This is a genomic window from Paenibacillus sp. MER 180, assembly GCF_023713665.1.
GTDB classification, from domain to species: domain Bacteria; phylum Bacillota; class Bacilli; order Paenibacillales; family Paenibacillaceae; genus Paenibacillus_B; species Paenibacillus_B suaedae.
In genome coordinates this window covers 170,815-188,389 of record NZ_JAMAVT010000004.1, presented here as the reverse complement: position 1 = coordinate 188,389, position 17,575 = coordinate 170,815, and the positions used below count along the sequence as shown (strand labels likewise).

Here is a 17,575-nt window from a genome sequence, read left to right as displayed (position 1 = left end):
AGGATTGGAAATAGAAATGGGGATGTTGAATATCCCGCTGAGAGAGCGGAAGAAGGCAAAGACAAAAATAGCACTTTACGAAGCTTGCTTGGACATGAGTGTGAAGCAATCCTTTCGTGAGATGAAAGTGGAAGATATATGTGCGCAAGTGGAAGTGTCGAAGGTGACCTTTTTTAAGTGCTTCCCGAAAAAGGAAGATGTGCTTGTCTATTACATGTGCGTGTGGTTGACGAAGCGCTGGCTAGAAATCGACGAACAGGGGCTGCGGGGCTGGGATGCTGCCAAGCATTTATTCGCCTGCATTGTTGAGGATGACCATGCTCGGCCGGGCATCATGCTGCGTCTTGTGGGACTGCTTGCAGAAGAGAAGATGCATCCACTTATGCCGATGTTGACGGATGCTGAGATTCATCTGCTTTTCCCTGGGAAAGAGGAGCGGGCTCGCGAAATTGATCCAAATCTTTATGTGCTCATGCGGCGTATTGCTGAAGAGGCGATCGCCAAAGGAGAAGCCACAGAACGTTATAGTGTCGGACAAATGACGGAAATGCTGTTTACGATTTTTTATGGAGCCTATTTAACGGCCCATCTTATGATGCGCGGAGATGATATTATGGCCTGTTATATGGAGCATTTAGAAGTGCTAGCAAAATAGGGAGGGATAGAGATGGGGATCCATATGGGGCGCTTTGCGGCCAAGATGGAAGGCTCATTCGTTGTCTTTATTATCGGGATGAGAGTGAATCGTTGGCTTGCGGTACGCAAATGGCTGCCAGTTGCACGGGCCATGCCGCGTATGATGAAGGAGCTGTATCAAGACAAGGAGCATGGATTTCTGCATGCCGAATATTTTATTGGGCGAAATGGTCCGATGCTGGTGCAGTACTGGCGCTCCTTCGATGACTTGGAGCGGTATGCCAAAAACGGGTTCCATAAGGAAACATGGCGTAAGTTCCATCAGACCGGCAAGGCTGGTGAGGTTGGCGTTTACCATGAGACGTATCGGATTGAACCTGGCCAGTATGAAGCGGTCTATAACCATATGCCTGCATTCGGACTAGGCAAGGCCGGACAGCTCATTCCTGCAGATGCCTCCTATCATAGTGCCCGTCAGCGTTTGAACCAGTCTAAAGTAGGTGGATGACGTTTATTTCATCGGCTGCTTCAATTTTTCTGTAAAATGCATAATTGTTCCTCTTGTTCATCCATACTAACATCGTGCGCCGTGAATATAAGTGCGGCATACGGATAAGATGCGATCGCATAGGAGGAATAGGCATATGTCGAATGAGTACTTGCACCAGCCAGGTCAACAACAATTTCGGGATTTGGTGCAGCAGGTGAATGAAGGAACGTCCAATCCGGTATCTTATACAAGCAATAGTGCCAGCTATGGAACGGGAATCTCTTCTGGCTATGGTTTGAGCAGCAACTTGGGTGCTGGAAGCTATGGAGCGTTAAACGTTGATGTGACAAGAGGTGCATCTCCTCAACCGTCAGGATACGTACATAGCTATACTTCGCAACAGTCTGAACAACAGGTAGTACCGAACAACTTTCAATCGAGCGGGTATGTAGGCAGCATCACTTCACAGACACACGGTGCACATCAAAATGTAGTACCGAACAGCTTCCAGCCGACAGGCCAAGTGCAAAGCATTACAGCGCAGACGCATGGAGCGCATCAAAATGTAGTGCCGAACAGCTTCCAGCCGACAGGCCAAGTGCAAAGCATTACAGCGCAGACGCATGGAGCGCATCAAAATGTAGTGCCGAACAGCTTCCAGCCGACAGGCCAAGTGCAGAGCATTACGGCACAAACGCATGGAGCGCATCAAAATGTAGTGCCGAACAGCTTCCAGCCGACAGGCCAAGTGCAGAGCATTACGGCACAAACGCATGGAGCGCATCAAAATGTAGTGCCGAACAGCTTCCAGCCAACAGGCCAAGTACAAAGCATTACGGCGCAAACGCATGGAGCGCATCAAAATGTAGTGCCGAACAGCTTCCAGCCAACAGGCCAAGTGCAGAGCATTACAGCGCAAACGCATGGGGCGCATCAAAATGTAGTGCCGAATAGCTTCCAGCCGACAGGCCAAGTACAAAGCATTACGGCGCAAACGCATGGAGCGCATCAAAACGTAGTGCCGAACAGTTTCCAGCCAACAGGCCAAGTGCAGAGCATTACAGCACAAACGCATGGAGCGCACCAAAATGTAGTTCCGAACAGCTTCCAGCCGACAGGCCAAGTGAACAGCATTACGGCACAAACGCATGGAGCGCATCAAAATGTAGTGCCGAACAGCTTCCAGCCGACAGGCCAAGTGAACAGCATTACAGCACAAACGCATGGAGCGCATCAAAATGTAGTGCCGAACAGCTTCCAGCCAACAGGCCAAGTGAACAGCATTACGGCACAAACGCATGGAGCGCATCAAAATGTAGTGCCGAACAGCTTCCAGCCGACAGGTCAAGTGAATAGCATTACAGCTTCCACTCAACAGACCGAAGGCTATGCATCAACAGGTGGTATGGGGTCGTCAAGCATTGTACAAAGCGTGTCAGACCAGTCCTACACCTCATAATATAAGAACAAAGACGGTTCGGATTACAGAACCGTCTTTTTTGATCTGATCTGCCAACTAATATATAACTATTTACATTAGTGCGCTTATTGTTATAATAGTTGTTATGACAAGTTAATAGTTGTTACAACAACTATTTCTGATTTATGCAGATGAAATATTAGGAGGTATTACACAAAATGGTACTGCATTTGGAACGACGGGTAGGTTACATGCTCGGTCAGACACACCGTAAGGTAGCTGCGGAGTTAGGGGCGAGATTCCGGCCTTATGATATGACGATTGAGCAGTGGGGAGTGCTGTTCCGTCTTGTTGAAGAGGAAGGCATTAATCAAAAGGGATTGGCTGAGCGATGCGGGAAAGATCAGCCAACCTTGACACGGATTGTGCAGCACTTGCTGCGCAAGGGGTGGGTAGAGCGCAGAACCTGCGAACAGGATCGGCGCGCATATCGGTTGGCGGTAACTGCTGCCGGGGGCTCTATTGTGGATCAGTTGATTCCCATTGAGCAGGAATATATCGCTCAAGTTATGGCGGGATTCTCAAGCGACGAGGAGCAGCATCTGCTGCAACAACTGCAGCGGATTCAAGATAATTCTGCTGCAGCTGAGAAGGAACGGTTGGCAGCGGCGAGTCAGGGAAGCGGTGCGAACAAGTGAAAGACATGAATGTGGACTATAGAAATAACGATGAGATTCTTGAAGAAAAGCAGCCATTGTGGACGAAGCCATTTGTAGTGTTAGCTGGCTCGAATTTTCTCGTATCACTGAATCTGTTGATGATAACGCCCGCGCTGCCAGCTTATGTGAAGGATGCCTATCAAGCAGACAACATGACCGTGAGCTTTGTCGTCAGTTTGTTCGCTTTGTCGGCTATTGTGACCCGACTATTTGCGGGAAGATTTTTTGATCGGTTCCGAGCGATGAGCATTTTGATTGCTGGTTTGCTCATATATGCCTTGTCGACGGGCGCTTATGCATTTGTACCATCCTTGGCCTTATTCATGCTTGTGCGCATGATTTACGGCGCGGGATTTGGCATTACGAGCACAGCCCTAGGGACATTGGCAACGCGAATTATTCCTCCTCGACGCATGGGGGAAGGAATGGGTTATTACGGCTTGTCCAATAGCTTATCCATGGCAATAGCTCCGATTATTGGTTTGTGGCTGCTGCAAAGCTACGGATATGAGTACTTAATTGGAACGACGTTTGTCCTTATCATTATTATTTTTCCAATGCTGCCCCTATTGCGCAGTGCCAAAGCTCCTGCGAGTCAAGCAACCATTCGGCCGCAAGGCTCATGGATTGATCGGCGGGCATTGCTGCCGTGTACGCTTAATTTTCTTGTCACCATCACGTACGGAGGTATCCTGTCCTTCATTACCATGTTCGGTCAGGAGAGAGGGATCGCGAATGTTAGCCTATTCTTCTTATGTAATGCGATATCCATATTGGTTGTCCGTACATTCGCTGGCAAGCTGTATGACAGCAAGGGACATCTCGCGGTTGTCCCTGCAGGAGGAATAATGTTGGCAGTTTCGCTGGTGGTACTGGCCTACAGCGCATCGACAGGGATGCTGTGTCTTGCCGCTGCTATGTACGGGCTTGGATATGGCAGTCTGCAGCCTGCATTTCAGGCATGGGCTGTGCAGCGTGTACCTGCTGACCAGCATGCCGCAGCAACAGGCATGTTCTACAATTCAATTGACTTGGGTGTGGCTCTTGGTTCGTTGCTGCTCGGTGCAGTAGCATCAGTCACTACTTATAGCAATACGTACCTCGTATCCTCTTTGTCTGCGGTATTGTTGCTGCTCATTTATGCATTTGCTCTTCTTCGAGCGAGAGCTTCTCGGATGAGTGGACGTGATGAAGCAACTGTTTCTGCCACTTAGATGCTGGAATGGAAAGAATAGAACAATGGGTTGTCTTTGTTATGTATGCAAAATATAAGTTAAAAAATAAATTTAACTCATTTACTTGACAAAAGTAAGCTATAACATTTATTATACTTACATAAAGTAAGTCAATGACATTAAATAAGCGTACAATTTTGAGTCAACATCAATAATTTGTCGCTAGCTATGAGCTATCTTGTCAGAACTGAATGTAAGGCAATAACGTTATACAAAATTTATTTATGAGGTGAACATGATGAAAAAAGTACTTGTTATTAATTCAAATCCTAAACCAACTGAAATGTCCTTCGCTCTTCGTCTTGGTGAGCACTACTTGACTGCGCTTCAAGCTGATGCGGATGTACAAATCGAGCGCGTAAATCTGTATGAAGAGAACATTCCATTGATCGACGGTACCGTATTAGATGCTTGGGGTAAAGCTGGCGCTGGTGAAGCATTGTCTGCAGAGCAAACAAGCACACTCGGCCGCATGAATGAAATTTTGGAGCAATTTATTGCAGCAGACGTTGTGGTATTCGTGACACCAATGTGGAACTTGAGCTACCCGCCGCTTCTTAAAGCTTATATCGATAACGTAGTTATTGCCGGCCGTACATTCAAGTACACTGCTGAAGGTCCACAAGGCTTGCTCGGAGGCAAGAAAGTGGTTCATATCGAAGCGCGTGGCGGTATTTACTCCGAAGGTCCAACAGCAGGTCTTCGCTTCGCAGACTCTTACCTGCAAGCGATTATGGGCTTCATCGGCATTAGCGATTACGAGAATATCGTCGTGGAAGGCATGGCTGCAACGCCTGACCGCGCAGAAGAAATTCTTGCTTCCGCGAAGCAACGTGCTGAGCAAAGCGCTAAGAACTTTCTGGCAACTGTAAAATAAGTTAGTTATATCAATCAAACATGAGTGTTCGCACCTGATCATGAGCCGGTTCCTATTGGAGCCGGCTTTTTTTCATTTGTCACCAATTAGGCACTCGCACATATGATGGTAACGAATGAAAGGGGGAGGGAGGTAACAGGCACTGAAGGGCTACTTCTATCAATGGGCTCGTGACGCTGATATTCGTCTAGCTCAACGCGCAATCAATGGCGAGCGCACCTGGCCTGCTTCCTATGCACTGTGGTTCTTTAGGCCGGCGGGAGAGTGCCCAGATACGTTGTTCAATCAACAAAATTCTGGTCGGTATCGAGCGCATTATTTCTTTTCCCCAACTGGGGACGACTGTCCAGCAGTGTACTCGGGGTAACGAGGCTTCATTAAAAAATCAGTCCAGATGAGACTGTAAAGGAGAGAGTGTAGCATGAATTACATGAGTTATGGTTATCCAACTCCGAACCAATCCGGTAATAGTTCGATTTCTCCAATGAGCACGTCAAAAGGCGGATCTTGTTGCGGATCAAAAGCCCCAATCAGTCCAACTCCGACACCATATCCGGCCCAGCAATCGATGCAGAGCATGCCGATGCAGAACATGTCGATGCAGAGCATGCCAATGCAGAGCATGCCAATGCAGAGCATGCCAATGCAGAACATGTCGATGCAGAGCATGCCAATGCAGAACATGTCGATGCAGAGCATGCCGATGCAGAGCATGCCAATGCAGAACATGTCGATGCAGAGCATGCCGATGCAGAGCATGCCAATGCAGAACATGCCGATGCAGCAGCCAATGGCTATGCAGCAGCCGGTTGCAACGCAGCAGGCAGTTACAATGCCTCCTTCGGTCGCCAGCGGTAATGTGATTACGCCTTCCGGCACGGTTCTGACGGGGCTCCCGCAAGAACAATCCTTTATCGAGAACATTTTGCGCTTGAATCTTGGCAAGATCGGTACGTTTTATATGACATATGAGAACAACTCGGAATGGAATGCGAAGATATTCCGCGGTAAAATTGAGGCTGCTGGTCGTGATCATATCATTATCAGCGATCCGAGAACGGGTCAACGCATCATGCTGTTGATGGTTAACTTCGACTATGCGACATTCGATGAGCCGCTTAATTATGAATATCCATTCCGTCAGCCTGAAGAATCTTCTGAAGAACAGTAATTAGGCTATCCGCCAGCAAGCCGCCGCCTCTCCGAGAGGTTAGGGCGGCTCTTTGCTTATATTCACAAAACATCCAACTTCCGTTAAACCTCTGATGAGGAACCAACGTTATAATCCGTGGGAAGGGAGAGAAAGATAAAATAATCTCAGGGAAAGGAGGGAAAATAAAGAATGCATAAAGCTGCTTACAAGATTATGATCTTAACGTCCCGTTTCGGGGAAGGGCATTGGATGGTAACGCAGGCGCTCAAAGGACACATGGAGCGGCTTGGCATGCAGGTTATTGTTGTGGATTTGATGGCTGAGGCGCATCCGATGATGGATGCGATGTTTCGGTTTATATTTATGCAAAGCCAGACGATGTCGCAATACGGGATTCACTATTATGGCTGGAGCTACTATTCAACGCGCCGAATTGAACGTACACATCCACTTGTGCGCACAGGGTTCACACTAGGCAAGGGCAAGCTGAAGCAGCTACTGCTGGAGCATCGGCCTGACGGCATTATTAGTACATTTCCCTATTTCGACGTCTCATCTGTTGTCCGGCAGATGAACAAAGCGATTCCCACATTTACGGTCATCACCGATTACGATCTCCATCATCGCTGGATATTGTCCACCACAGATCACTACTATGTTGCAACTGTCGATTTAGCCGAACAGATGATGAGAGCCGGTATCGCTCCAGATCTAGTGCATGTAAGCGGCATTCCAATCCGTGATCAATTTGACTTGTACCCTCAGCAGCACACGATGCAGTCCTCCATGCAGAATGAAGAGCATGTGGAAGCACTATTCCATAAATATGGATTACATTCAGGGCTTCGAACTACGTTAGTGATGTCGGGTGGGCTTGGAGCGCAGGCAATATCCAATCGATTTCTTCGCCTATTGGAACGAATCTCGAATCACCAGGTTGTTATTGTATGCGGCAGAAATGAACGCTGGGAGATAGAACTCAAGGAGAAGTTCCGTTTGTCGAGCAATGTACATGTATTCGGCTATGTGTCCTCTATTCATGAACTGATGTTATGCGCTAATGCAATGGTTACGAAGGCGGGAGGGGTAACCCTAACGGAAGCGCTTGCTATGCAGGTGCCTCTATTTATTGCGCGCCCGCAACCTGGTCAAGAGCGGGAAAATGCTCGGTATTTCGCAAGGCATGGTGCAGCTGTTGTCGTGCGGCAGGACGTTGAGCTGGCGATGAGACTCTGCGAGGCGTACAATCAGCCAGCCCTGCTTGAATCCATGAAGCGAAGCATGGTGAGTCTGGCGCGTCCGTATGCTGCGCAACGGATCGCAATAGATATTCTGGACGCGATGACAAGCGAAACCTATCCAGCTCAATCCCCCTTGCGCGCCAGCCAGTGCTTGGCTGCAATGGTTAACAATGCTACACATACGAGCAGTGAAGAGACAGCGAATGCTGCCGAGAATTGATATTCATTGTATAAAATCTCAATATGGAGCGGCATTGTGTTCGTCTCGCCTCGTATATGCCCAGATACGACGGATACCGCCCCGAATTCCCCCATTGCCCTCGCATTGCAAATGATTATGCCGTATAACAGTCCCCACTTGATATTTGGCAGCGTCACACGCCAGAACATTCGCCACCCGCTTGCTCCCAAGGTGGCCGCTGCCTCCTCCTCCTGTATTCCTTGCGTCTGCATGAGCGGAATGAGCTCCCTGGCAACGAAGGGGAAGGTGACAAATAACGTAGCTAATACAATGCCTGGAAGAGCAAAGACGATTCGAATATTTTGATTGTCCAGCCATTCTCCAAACCATCCATTTGAGCCAAAAATTAAAATAAATAAAAAGCCTGCAATGACAGGCGAGATTGAGAAGGGGAGATCCATCATAGTAATGAGCCATTGCTTGCCGCGAAATGAAAATTTGGTGATACACCAGGCTGCTGCAATGCCGAAAATTGCATTTAAAGGCACGGCGATTGCTGCAGTGACAAGCGTGAGCCGGATCGCTGCTAAGGCATCTGGGTCAACAAGTGCTGCCAGATAGACATCAGCTCCGCGCTTGAATGCTTGCACGAACACGGCCGCAAGCGGGAGCAGAATGACGAGCGCAATAAAGCCAAGAGCAGCGGCAATAAGCAGGTATCGGACATAGGGGGATTCCGTTGTACATGCGCGAGATTGCGGCGCTGATGGCGGAAGTCCGCCTCCCAGTGATTTGCGCCTAGTATGAGGGGTGAATTTAGGTTGTTCCGTAAGCAATGAGGTATCGGTCATACAGGTGATCTCCTTGTTTTCGCGTTTTCAAGTATTGTTGATGGAGTGAATCGGAGTGCAGTTTCATCCTTCATTGGTTCTAATGGTGCATAACGCGTCTGCCCATTCTCCATTGAATGAAATTGATGATAAACAGCAGGACAAAAGATATAACAAGCAATACAAATGCAATAGCCGTGGCTGCGGCATATTCATATTGCTCCAGCTTAGTCATAATAAGCAATGGTGCAATCTCAGTCTTATATGGCATATTGCCGGAAATAAATACAACGGAACCATATTCGCCAATTCCGCGTGCAAAGGCAAGCGCAAAGCCTGTCAGCAGCGGGGGTATGAGTTCGGGGAAGATGATTCTGGAGAATACCGCCCAACGCTTGGCACCCAAGGTTGCCGCTGCTTCCTCAACTTCCGTGCTCCATTGCTCTAAGATTGGCTGAACGGTTCGCACCACGAAGGGGAAGCCAATAAAGGTCAGCGCGATCATGATGCCAACCTGTGAATAGGCGCTCTGTATGCCAAGCGGATACAACAGCTGTCCAATCCAGCCGTTCTCCGCATAGATGGAGGTCAGAGCAATGCCTGCGACAGCAGTAGGGAGTGCGAATGGCAGATCAATCAAGCCGTCTATCCATCGCTTTCCTGGAAATGAATAACGGACAAGCACCCAAGCGACAATCAGTCCAAAACAGACATTGAGGAGTCCCGCGGCACAAGAGACGATAAAGCTGATCCGATACGCTGCGATGACACGGTCATCCAGCACCGTGCTCCAAAACTCGCCCCAGGTTAATTCAGATGACTTCAAGACGATGGCTGACAGCGGTATGAGTACGAGGAGAGACATATAAATCAGCGTATAGCCTAGTGTGAAACGGAAGCCGGGAAGCACCGAATACGATGCTTTCCTCGGCTTGATGGGAGATCGGTCAAGGTGAGCGGATTGTGTGGTCATGATATCCCGTGCTCCCTTCTACTTTTTATAAATTTGATCAAATAATGCTCCATCAGCGAAGTGCTTCTGATGCGCGGCTTCCCATCCGCCGAAGTCATCCTGAATGGTGAGCAGCTTAAGTTCGGGGAACTGTGCCTTATGTTTGGCCGCAACGGCTTCTAAGCGTGGGCGGTAATAATGCTTTGCTGCAATCTCTTGTCCTTCCTCTGAATACAGATAGGATAAGTAAGCTTCGGCGACTTTGCGGGTTCCTCGCTTATCCACCGTTTTGTCGACGACCGCTACAGGCGGTTCCGCCAATATACTTAGCTTAGGAACGACAATTTCGAATTTATCCTGCCCAAGCTCGTTTGTGGCGAGGAAAGCTTCATTCTCCCAAGAGATGAGCACATCACCGATTCCTCGCTCCACGAAGGTGGTCGTTGCTCCGCGGGCGCCTGAATCGAGTACGGGGACATTGGCATAGAGGGCGGAGAGGAATTGCTTTGCCTTCTCTTCATCTTGTTTGTTCTCAGAGAGGGCGTACCCCCAAGCGGCGAGATAATTCCAGCGGGCGCCTCCGGAAGTTTTGGGGTTCGGTGTGATGACTTGAATACCGGGCTTGATGAGATCGTTCCAATCATGGATTCCCTTAGGGTTGCCCTTGCGCACAAGAAACACGATCGTGGAGTAGTAAGGGGCACTGTTATGCTCAAAGCGTGTCTGCCAGCCCTCTTGAATCAAGCCAGCCTTGCGAATAGCATCAATATCGTACGCAAGGGCTAGGGTAACGACATCGGCCTTCAAGCCGTCGATGACAGCGCGTGCTTGCTTGCCGCTGCCGCCATGTGATTGCTTCACGGTGACGTTCTGTCCGGCCGCTTCTTTCCAGTGTGCGGCGAATGCCTTGTTGAAATCAGCGTATAGCTCACGGGTTGGATCGTAGGAAACGTTCTGTAGTTCCACAGTCTCTTCAGAAGCCGTATTAGGCTTAGCTCCTTCTGCTTCTCCCTGTTTGCCTGAACCTGAATCGCTGCGTCCGCAGGAGGCCATCAAGGCGAGCGTCAACACAGAAAGCAGGATGATGATACGTACAGGTAAACGACGTTGTACTTTCATCGGGATTGTCTCCTTTCTTTCGCGCCTTCCAGCTCGAAGCGGGTGCGTTCTGTCCGCTCCAGCTGTACAATGTGGCCGTCATGGATCGTGATGGTCAGTGATCCATAGTTGAGTCCTTTCAATTGTTCTGCGATTCGCTCCAGCCACTTCGGATGGATGGTATCTAACCCGATTTGCGTTGGTTGACTGCTCATATACATTCCTCCCTTGAACATGAATGCAAAAAAACCGAAGACACCCCTAAACATGCAGTTAGGTATGCGTCTCCGGTGATCCGGTCGACAGAAGTCATGAGTCGTTGTTCATAGTTGATTAATCAATATATTTCCTATAAGATAACTAAGGTATTGGTGTTATGGCAGTATGTTATCAGCAACCGGATAGGAAGTCAATGCCGCTGCCCACTTATTTCCAAAGTTATATTAAGTTCTGGGAAATCGTGAAATGTGCTTGCCCGAAACGCGTTTACAATAGCTTTGTTATGAGGTAGGACAGGATGGTTTGCACCAGACTGCCGTTTACGACTATACTGAAATTGTTGCTACATTTATGAAGGAGGCAATGAACATGCAAATTACGTTGAACAATGGCTTGAGCATGCCGCAGCTAGGTCTTGGGGTATGGCGCGTTGAAGAGGGACAGCAGGTGAAGGATGCAGTGAAGACTGCATTGGAGACGGGCTATCGCTTAATCGATACGGCAGCTATTTATCAGAATGAAGCAGGCGTTGGCGAAGCAATTAAAGAGTCAGGTGTGAAGCGTGAAGATATATTCTTGACGACGAAGGTATGGAATTCCGAGCAAGGATATGATGCTACCCTGAAGGCGTTCGATGAGAGCTTACATAAGTTGGGGACCGACTATCTAGATTTGTATTTGATTCATTGGCCAGTTCCTTCCCGGGATTTGTATGTGGACACATACAAAGCATTGGAGAAGCTCTACGCAGACGGACGCGTGCGTTCGATTGGCGTATCCAACTTCCATATTCCTCACTTGGAGCGTTTGGCGCAGGAATGCAGCGTGAAGCCGGTTGTGAATCAGGTGGAATGCCATCCGCGCTTGGCTCAGAACGAGCTGCGTGAATATTGCCAGCGCCATGATATTTATTTGGAAGCTTGGAGCCCGCTGATGCAGGGTGGAGATATTTTGCAGAATGAAGAGATCGCTGCGATCGCGGCCGCACACGGCAAGACACCAGCTCAAGTGGTTATTCGCTGGCACTTGCAGCATGGCCATGTCGTCATTCCGAAGTCGATTACACCATCGCGCATACGCGAGAACTTCAATGTATTTGATTTCGAGTTGAGCAGTACTGAGCTGAGCAGCATCGATGCACTTAATGAAGATAAGCGAGTTGGTCCGAACCCGGATGAATTCGCAGTTACGTAACCGCAATTATTCGTTCGTTGCAACCCTGATATAGAATGGGAAAGTAAATAGAACACGGTTTGCCCCACCTCGGGACAAACCGTGTTCTATTTGTCTTCGTCCATATTCCAATTGGCAAGCGCTGCGAATGGATTGTCCCGATCCTCATTGCTTGTATCATCTCGATATACAACATTGCTCTCATAGCTCGGATGTTCTTGAACCTCATTGCGAGTCAACTGAATGTGCTCTTGCATCTGTATATATACGAGTGCTGTGTTATAGGCATCATCCAGTGCCCGGTGCTGATTCCCGACGAATGGGACGTCCAGTGCTTCCAGCGCAGCCTTAAGTCCAATCTGCTGATTATGCTCACGTTTCAGGGCAGTAGATACTTGCTTTTGCAAATTGTTATGATTGCGAAGCCAGTGCAGTGGAATCTTCTTCTGGCGGCATTCCTTTAGGAATTGGGATTTATCATCCGGCCCCCAGGAACATAGTGCATAGTCATCCGTGTCAATCCACGCGATGAATTGATCAAGGACATCCTGCAGGGTGGAGGCATGTGTAATATCCTCTTGTGTAATACCGGTAAAATTAACAGTATCATCTGTTAACTTGGGGGAAAGAGTCGGTTTGACGAACGCTTGAAACGTGTCAGCAACGGCGAATGTTCCCTCGTTCTCCGTCACTTTCACCGCCCCAATTTCAATGATTTCGGCAAACGCCCCTTTTTTGCGCTTTACGGTCATTTCCAAATCATAAATAATTGCTAACATGGTGCCGCTCCTATCTTTATTGACAGCGTATGATGCTTATATTGTAACACAAGTTGCGCCGGTCGTTGGAGGAACTACTTGGATTCTGCTGCTGCCCGAATTGAATCTATTCATTGACAGCGTGAAGGAAGCTTACTACAATGGAAGGGCATAAATAGAACGGTATGCACCAAACTCTATTTACAGTGTCGGAAGCTGTGAATAGAGAGGCGAAATTTTGCAAAGGCGTGTGAGTGGCCGCGTTCGGTAGAAGAACGCACAGCTTTGTATTGCCACAGCGCTTGGTTTCGTTCGCCCCCTGCTATAGAACGCAGGGGGCTTTTTTGCGTGTATAAGCGAGAGGAGCTTGACATCAATATGAAATTACTTCAGTATGCTTTGCTTGTATTCCTTGGGGCTTGCAGCTATGGAACTCTGTCTTCCATAATGAAGCTCGGGATCGGAGAAGGGTTTACCGTACCAGAGATTGTAGGCGGACAATATTTCTTTGGGTGGCTGATGCTTGTGGTTATGACACTACTCTTCTCACGACATAAGCTGCGCTGGAAGCAAGCCGCGGTGCTGCTCGCTTGCGGATTGTCTGTGAGCTGCACTTCGATTACGTACGGCCTTGCCGTAGGAGAATTGCCAGCCTCCATAGCCGTTGTATTTCTATTCCAATTTACGTGGATTGGTGTATTGCTGGAAGCGGTTGTTACGCGCACGCGCCCTGAACCGATGAAGATCATTTCGGTTATCATCCTGCTCGTAGGTACTGTCTTCGCGGGCGGTCTCGCTGATCATGGATTGTCCGGATTGAGCTGGAAAGGGGCGGTGTTCGGAATGATTTCCGCAATATCGTTTGCGATATATATTTTTGTGAGTGGGCGTGTTGCAACCGATGTGCCTATTTTGACGAAGAGCTTATCCATGATTACGGGGGCAATGGTTGTTGTATTCCTCATGTTCCCGCCAGCATTCATTATGGATGGCACCTTGGTAGATGGATTGTGGAAGTTCGGATTACCTATGGGGCTGCTGGGCATTATTATCCCAGTCATTTTCTTCGGAATAGGTGTCCCGAAGATTGGTTCTGGATTAGGCACGATTCTAGGAGCGGCTGAGCTGCCAGCGGCGGTAGTGGTGTCCGTCCTCGTTCTCCGGGAACAAGTTACGATGTTGCAGTGGGCAGGAATTATGCTGATCTTAGCAGGCATCTGCCTGCCACAGCTGACTCTGGTGAATCAAAAGAAAACGAGCACGAGAGAGAAGATAGAGCGTGCAGGTGCATAACGTGCAGGTGCATAATTAGAATAATAATGGCATATTGTCGAATGGAGTAGGAAGGGGAATCGGTACAGCTCGTCGAAGTGGGAATAAAGCTACTGAACAACCTGTGGGAAAGGGAGAAATGCGCTATGCATCATGTCGTATATCAGAAACAGAAAGCAGCAGCCCGATTGTTCATTGCATTCATTTGTATTCTATTCTCGGCGGGTCTTTTCGTTCTGGCCGTGCTCGATTTCAAATTGCCGCTCAGCTTGCGAATTGCCTTCGCAGCGGCTGCATGCATTGGATTCGCTTATTGCGGAAGCAATCTCGTCGTATCCGTGCGTGCCTTAACAGCAGGTACTAATATCCTACTGACCTATAATCATGAGACAATATGGAATGAATATGGACTCCGTGCAGCATGGGCAGATGTAGTCGATATTCGTGTCGAGCAAGGACGAGTGGGCATCTTGTTCATCCCGGTATTCCCCAAGTTCGTTGTCGTTCTTAAGGACGGAACGAGCAGGAAGGTTGAGACGTTCCATACATTGACGGATCAGGAGATGAACGAATGGAGGAATCGATTGAAGCGGCATCAGAAGGTCGTTCAAGGCAAGGCAGAGGCCGCGGAGCAATCGATGCCACTCGAAATGAAAGAAATTACACTTACCTAAGATGTACTTGTATTTGGGTATCTGGATTAGAACATATATTCATAATCCCCTTTATATAGAAAGAACAATGAGGCTAGTACGTACCTAATCGGGAAGTACTAGCCTTCTTCTCGTTGCCACAAGGGAATTCATGCTTATCGATCTTACCTAGTTCTCCGTACCCAGCCATAAATCAATGGGCCGCTGTACGGCTGCGTGGAATGGCAGTTCAATCTTGCGCCCTAATCGGGCGGAGGCATATGCTGCGTAGATGATTTCGAGTACGGCCCGCCCGTCCTCGCCTGTTACGCAAGGCTCTAGATTTTGCCGGACACAGGTAATGAAGTGCTTCAATTCCTGTGGATATCCTTGATTGAATGCTTCTTCATAGATGGTGAACGACCACCCTTGGGTGGAGCCTGCCTTCTCCATCGCATAATCATAGCCATGTTTGCTATAGGTCAGAGCAGCGTTGCCTTGAAAGAGGTCCGCATAGCTTACTCCCTTCGTACCGTATACTTCTATGTTGTCTGTCATCCCGCCAGGCTTCGCCCAGCTGTCCTCCGCGATTGCCGTTACACCATTCTCGAACTCTACGATCGTAACCGCATTATCTTCGCCCTTCGTTATCTCGCCATGCAGTACAGTAGACATTGTCGCATATACGCTTTTCACTTTGGCGCCGCCCATCATCCAGCGGAACCATTGCAGCGCATGGCAGCCCAGATCCATGAGCACGCCGCCGCCAGCCTGCTTGATGTCATAGAACCAATCACTGTGCGGACCAGAATGCTTCTCTGCCTGCTTCAGCATATACACATCGCCGACGGCTCCCAGCTCGATCAGCTTGCGTACCCGCTCGAACTTCGGTGCGAAGCAGAGCTCTTCCGCATACATGAGCTTCACTTCTGCGCTGCGGCATGTCTCGATCATCTCGTCGGCCTCTTCCAAGGTAACGCATAGCGGCTTCTCTACGATAACGTGCTTGCCCGCTTGCGCAGCTGCTATACATACGCGGTGATGGAGGAAGTTCGGCAGGCAGATGTCCACAACCTCACAACCGGAATGCGCCAACAGCTCATCCATGTCTGTATACACTTGCGGTATTCCATGCCGTGCAGCGAATGCTTCTCCTTTCTCACGATTGCGGGCATAGACAGCGACTACCTCTGCCTCTGGAACGAATCGGGTAAAGGACTCCATATGAATGTCGGCCACGAAGCCAGCGCCGCAAATGGCTACTTTCGTACGATTCATTACGCTTATCTCTCCTTTCAAATGCCGCATCATGCTGGTGAACAGCATGTGTGGATGGTTTCGATTTGAACAGCAGCAGGAACAACAGTGCCACGACAAGCGCAGCGCCTGCCGGGTACAGCCAGAAGCTCTTCCATTGTGCAAGCGCAGCAGTTCCGCTAGCTGTCACGGTATCGTTGAACAGACTGCCGGCGATAAGTGAGCCGAAGTAGATGCCGATTCCCTGCGTGAACAGGAGCAGCAAGCTTTGTGCCTGCCCCTTTACTTGGCTGTCTGCTTGCTGCTCGGCATAGATGAATCCGGTTACAAAGAAGAAATCATAACAGATTCCATGGAGAGCAATGCCTACGATGATGAGTGATCCAATCTGATCAGGCCCACCGAGGGCGAATAGGACGTAACGAAGTGTCCAAGCAATCATGCCGATCAGGAGCATGATTTTGATGCCTAAGCGGCGGAAGAAGAACGGGATGAGCAGCATAAAAGCGATTTCCGACATCTGGCCGATCGTCATAACGCTGCCTACATTGGCGAACCCAGCAGCCTCTAAGAAGGGAGACGCAAACGAATAATAGGCTGCAAGTGGGATGCAAATAAGCATCGAGCAGATGATGAAAACACAATAGCTTCGCTCCTTAAGCATCTGCAGCGCGTCAAGACAGAGCAGGTCGCGAACAGAGAGAGACTTTCCTCTGGCGGGAGCGGGCGTATTGGGCAGAGTGAAGCTGAATATACCGAGCAAGAGGGATGCAATAGCAGAGATGTAGAAGATGACGGAACTGTCGGAGTAGCCCAGTTGGCCGATAAGGACGCCTGCCACGATCCATCCGATTGTGCCGAACACACGAATCATCGGAAATGTCTTTGCAGCATCCGCAATATGGTGAAAAGCTACATTGTTGCTTAGTGCCAGTGTAGGCATATAACACAGCATATACAGAAAAAGCGTCCACAACAGCGTTGTTCCGCTGCCTGCCTCGACTTGCCTGCCGACCATCCAGAGAAGTGCACTGCCTGCAAGATGAAGGAGGCCCATCACTTTCTCAGAGGCGAAGAAGCGGTCAACTACCATGCCGAGGAAGAAAGGAGCAATAATGGATGCAATCGCTCCAACGGAGTAAGCGGTTCCAATAATGGATGACAAGCCATATTTGCTGAGTGTAAGCCCCGCAGTGGCGTACCAAGCCCCCCATACGAAAAACTGCATGAACATCATGAATGATAATCGTGGAATAACGAGCCTTCGCTGCATCTGCCTCCTCCTCACTTTATTTTACAAGGATGAATGTCTGTGCTGTAACGCTATTATCATTCATATTCAACTGAGTTGTCTACTACGCATACAAGTTGCTGGCGAACTGGTGCACATAGATGGATCATTTTTTGAATTTCCCTAAAAATAGGAAGGTTC

The 17,575-nt window shown here is 48.9% G+C and carries 20 protein-coding genes and 1 pseudogene; 14 read left to right on the top strand and 7 right to left on the bottom strand.

Going from position 1 to position 17,575, the window contains the following annotated elements:
- Positions 1–16 precede the first annotated feature (16 nt).
- The 10 genes and pseudogenes from M3661_RS08210 (at position 17) to M3661_RS08165 (ending at position 7,991) form a co-directional block, all read left to right on the top strand.
- Entirely contained in the window at positions 17–655 is a 639-nt protein-coding gene (locus tag M3661_RS08210) for a TetR/AcrR family transcriptional regulator (RefSeq protein ID WP_251483601.1), read from the top strand.
- Positions 656–667: 12 nt separating this feature from the next.
- On the top strand, positions 668–1,144 hold the full coding sequence (locus tag M3661_RS08205) for a DUF4188 domain-containing protein (protein WP_251483583.1): 477 nt from the start codon (positions 668–670) through the stop codon (positions 1,142–1,144).
- Between the two features lie 136 nt (positions 1,145–1,280).
- Complete coding sequence (locus M3661_RS08200) at positions 1,281–2,585, top strand: hypothetical protein (RefSeq protein ID WP_251483561.1); 1,305 nt, start codon at positions 1,281–1,283, stop codon at positions 2,583–2,585.
- 179 nt (positions 2,586–2,764) lie between these two features.
- Positions 2,765–3,244, top strand: coding sequence for a MarR family winged helix-turn-helix transcriptional regulator (locus tag M3661_RS08195; RefSeq protein WP_251483558.1), 480 nt, complete (start codon positions 2,765–2,767; stop codon positions 3,242–3,244).
- A gap of 5 nt (positions 3,245–3,249) precedes the next feature.
- Positions 3,250–4,479 (top strand): MFS transporter, encoded by a 1,230-nt coding sequence (locus tag M3661_RS08190; protein WP_251484009.1) that lies wholly within the window; start codon positions 3,250–3,252, stop codon positions 4,477–4,479.
- 259 nt (positions 4,480–4,738) lie between these two features.
- The gene (locus M3661_RS08185; RefSeq protein ID WP_065294376.1) at positions 4,739–5,377 is read left to right on the top strand and encodes an FMN-dependent NADH-azoreductase; all 639 of its coding nucleotides are present in this window, start codon (positions 4,739–4,741) and stop codon (positions 5,375–5,377) included.
- Between the two features lie 145 nt (positions 5,378–5,522).
- Positions 5,523–5,744, top strand: a pseudogene (locus M3661_RS08180) (cell wall hydrolase); the annotation flags it as partial.
- Between the two features lie 143 nt (positions 5,745–5,887).
- Complete coding sequence (locus M3661_RS08175; RefSeq protein WP_251483555.1) at positions 5,888–6,235, top strand: hypothetical protein; 348 nt, start codon at positions 5,888–5,890, stop codon at positions 6,233–6,235.
- Positions 6,156–6,548 (top strand): spore coat protein GerQ, encoded by a 393-nt coding sequence (gerQ, locus tag M3661_RS08170; protein ID WP_251483552.1) that lies wholly within the window; start codon positions 6,156–6,158, stop codon positions 6,546–6,548. Before M3661_RS08175 ends, gerQ begins: the two co-directional genes overlap by 80 nt.
- 171 nt (positions 6,549–6,719) lie before the next feature.
- On the top strand, positions 6,720–7,991 hold the full coding sequence (locus M3661_RS08165; protein ID WP_251483549.1) for an MGDG synthase family glycosyltransferase: 1,272 nt from the start codon (positions 6,720–6,722) through the stop codon (positions 7,989–7,991).
- Here the strand turns inward: M3661_RS08165 and cysW are convergent.
- The 4 genes from cysW to M3661_RS08145 all read right to left on the bottom strand — a co-directional run bounded on the left by cysW (position 7,895) and on the right by M3661_RS08145 (position 11,047).
- Entirely contained in the window at positions 7,895–8,740 is an 846-nt protein-coding gene (gene cysW / locus M3661_RS08160) for a sulfate ABC transporter permease subunit CysW (RefSeq protein ID WP_397376505.1), read from the bottom strand. The two genes, M3661_RS08165 and cysW, sit on opposite strands and share 97 nt — an antisense overlap.
- A 142-nt stretch (positions 8,741–8,882) precedes the next feature.
- Positions 8,883–9,755, bottom strand: coding sequence for a sulfate ABC transporter permease subunit CysT (gene cysT / locus M3661_RS08155; protein WP_251483532.1), 873 nt, complete (start codon positions 9,753–9,755; stop codon positions 8,883–8,885).
- A gap of 18 nt (positions 9,756–9,773) precedes the next feature.
- A complete protein-coding gene (locus tag M3661_RS08150; RefSeq protein WP_251483529.1) occupies positions 9,774–10,853 on the bottom strand; it encodes a sulfate ABC transporter substrate-binding protein in 1,080 nt (359 codons plus the stop codon).
- Positions 10,850–11,047, bottom strand: coding sequence for a YezD family protein (locus tag M3661_RS08145; protein WP_021254199.1), 198 nt, complete (start codon positions 11,045–11,047; stop codon positions 10,850–10,852). Before M3661_RS08145 ends, M3661_RS08150 begins: the two co-directional genes overlap by 4 nt.
- Before the next feature lie 373 nt (positions 11,048–11,420).
- Here M3661_RS08145 and M3661_RS08140 point away from each other — a divergent pair, with 373 nt between their 5' ends.
- On the top strand, positions 11,421–12,245 hold the full coding sequence (locus tag M3661_RS08140) for an aldo/keto reductase (protein WP_142544107.1): 825 nt from the start codon (positions 11,421–11,423) through the stop codon (positions 12,243–12,245).
- Between the two features lie 86 nt (positions 12,246–12,331).
- On the opposite strand, the gene M3661_RS08135 is transcribed toward M3661_RS08140, so the two are convergent.
- Positions 12,332–13,003 carry a 3'-5' exonuclease gene (locus M3661_RS08135; protein ID WP_021254197.1) on the bottom strand — a complete coding sequence of 224 codons (672 nt, stop codon included), beginning with the start codon at positions 13,001–13,003 and terminating at the stop codon, positions 12,332–12,334.
- Positions 13,004–13,022: 19 nt separating this feature from the next.
- Between M3661_RS08135 and M3661_RS30210 the strand changes: the two genes are divergently transcribed.
- The 3 genes from M3661_RS30210 to M3661_RS08125 all read left to right on the top strand — a co-directional run bounded on the left by M3661_RS30210 (position 13,023) and on the right by M3661_RS08125 (position 14,928).
- Entirely contained in the window at positions 13,023–13,157 is a 135-nt protein-coding gene (locus M3661_RS30210; protein ID WP_260612273.1) for a hypothetical protein, read from the top strand.
- Positions 13,158–13,360: 203 nt separating this feature from the next.
- Complete coding sequence (locus M3661_RS08130) at positions 13,361–14,275, top strand: EamA family transporter (RefSeq protein WP_251484007.1); 915 nt, start codon at positions 13,361–13,363, stop codon at positions 14,273–14,275.
- Positions 14,276–14,400: 125 nt separating this feature from the next.
- Positions 14,401–14,928: a hypothetical protein gene (locus tag M3661_RS08125; RefSeq protein WP_251483526.1), complete on the top strand. Its 528-nt coding sequence runs from the start codon at positions 14,401–14,403 to the stop codon at positions 14,926–14,928.
- 147 nt (positions 14,929–15,075) lie between these two features.
- Here M3661_RS08125 and M3661_RS08120 read toward each other — a convergent pair whose 3' ends face one another.
- Both M3661_RS08120 and M3661_RS08115 read right to left on the bottom strand, forming a co-directional pair.
- Complete coding sequence (locus M3661_RS08120) at positions 15,076–16,164, bottom strand: Gfo/Idh/MocA family protein (RefSeq protein WP_251483523.1); 1,089 nt, start codon at positions 16,162–16,164, stop codon at positions 15,076–15,078.
- Positions 16,046–17,416, bottom strand: coding sequence for an MFS transporter (locus M3661_RS08115; protein ID WP_251483520.1), 1,371 nt, complete (start codon positions 17,414–17,416; stop codon positions 16,046–16,048). The genes M3661_RS08120 and M3661_RS08115 overlap by 119 nt, the downstream gene beginning before the upstream one ends.
- Positions 17,417–17,575: the final 159 nt, after the last annotated feature.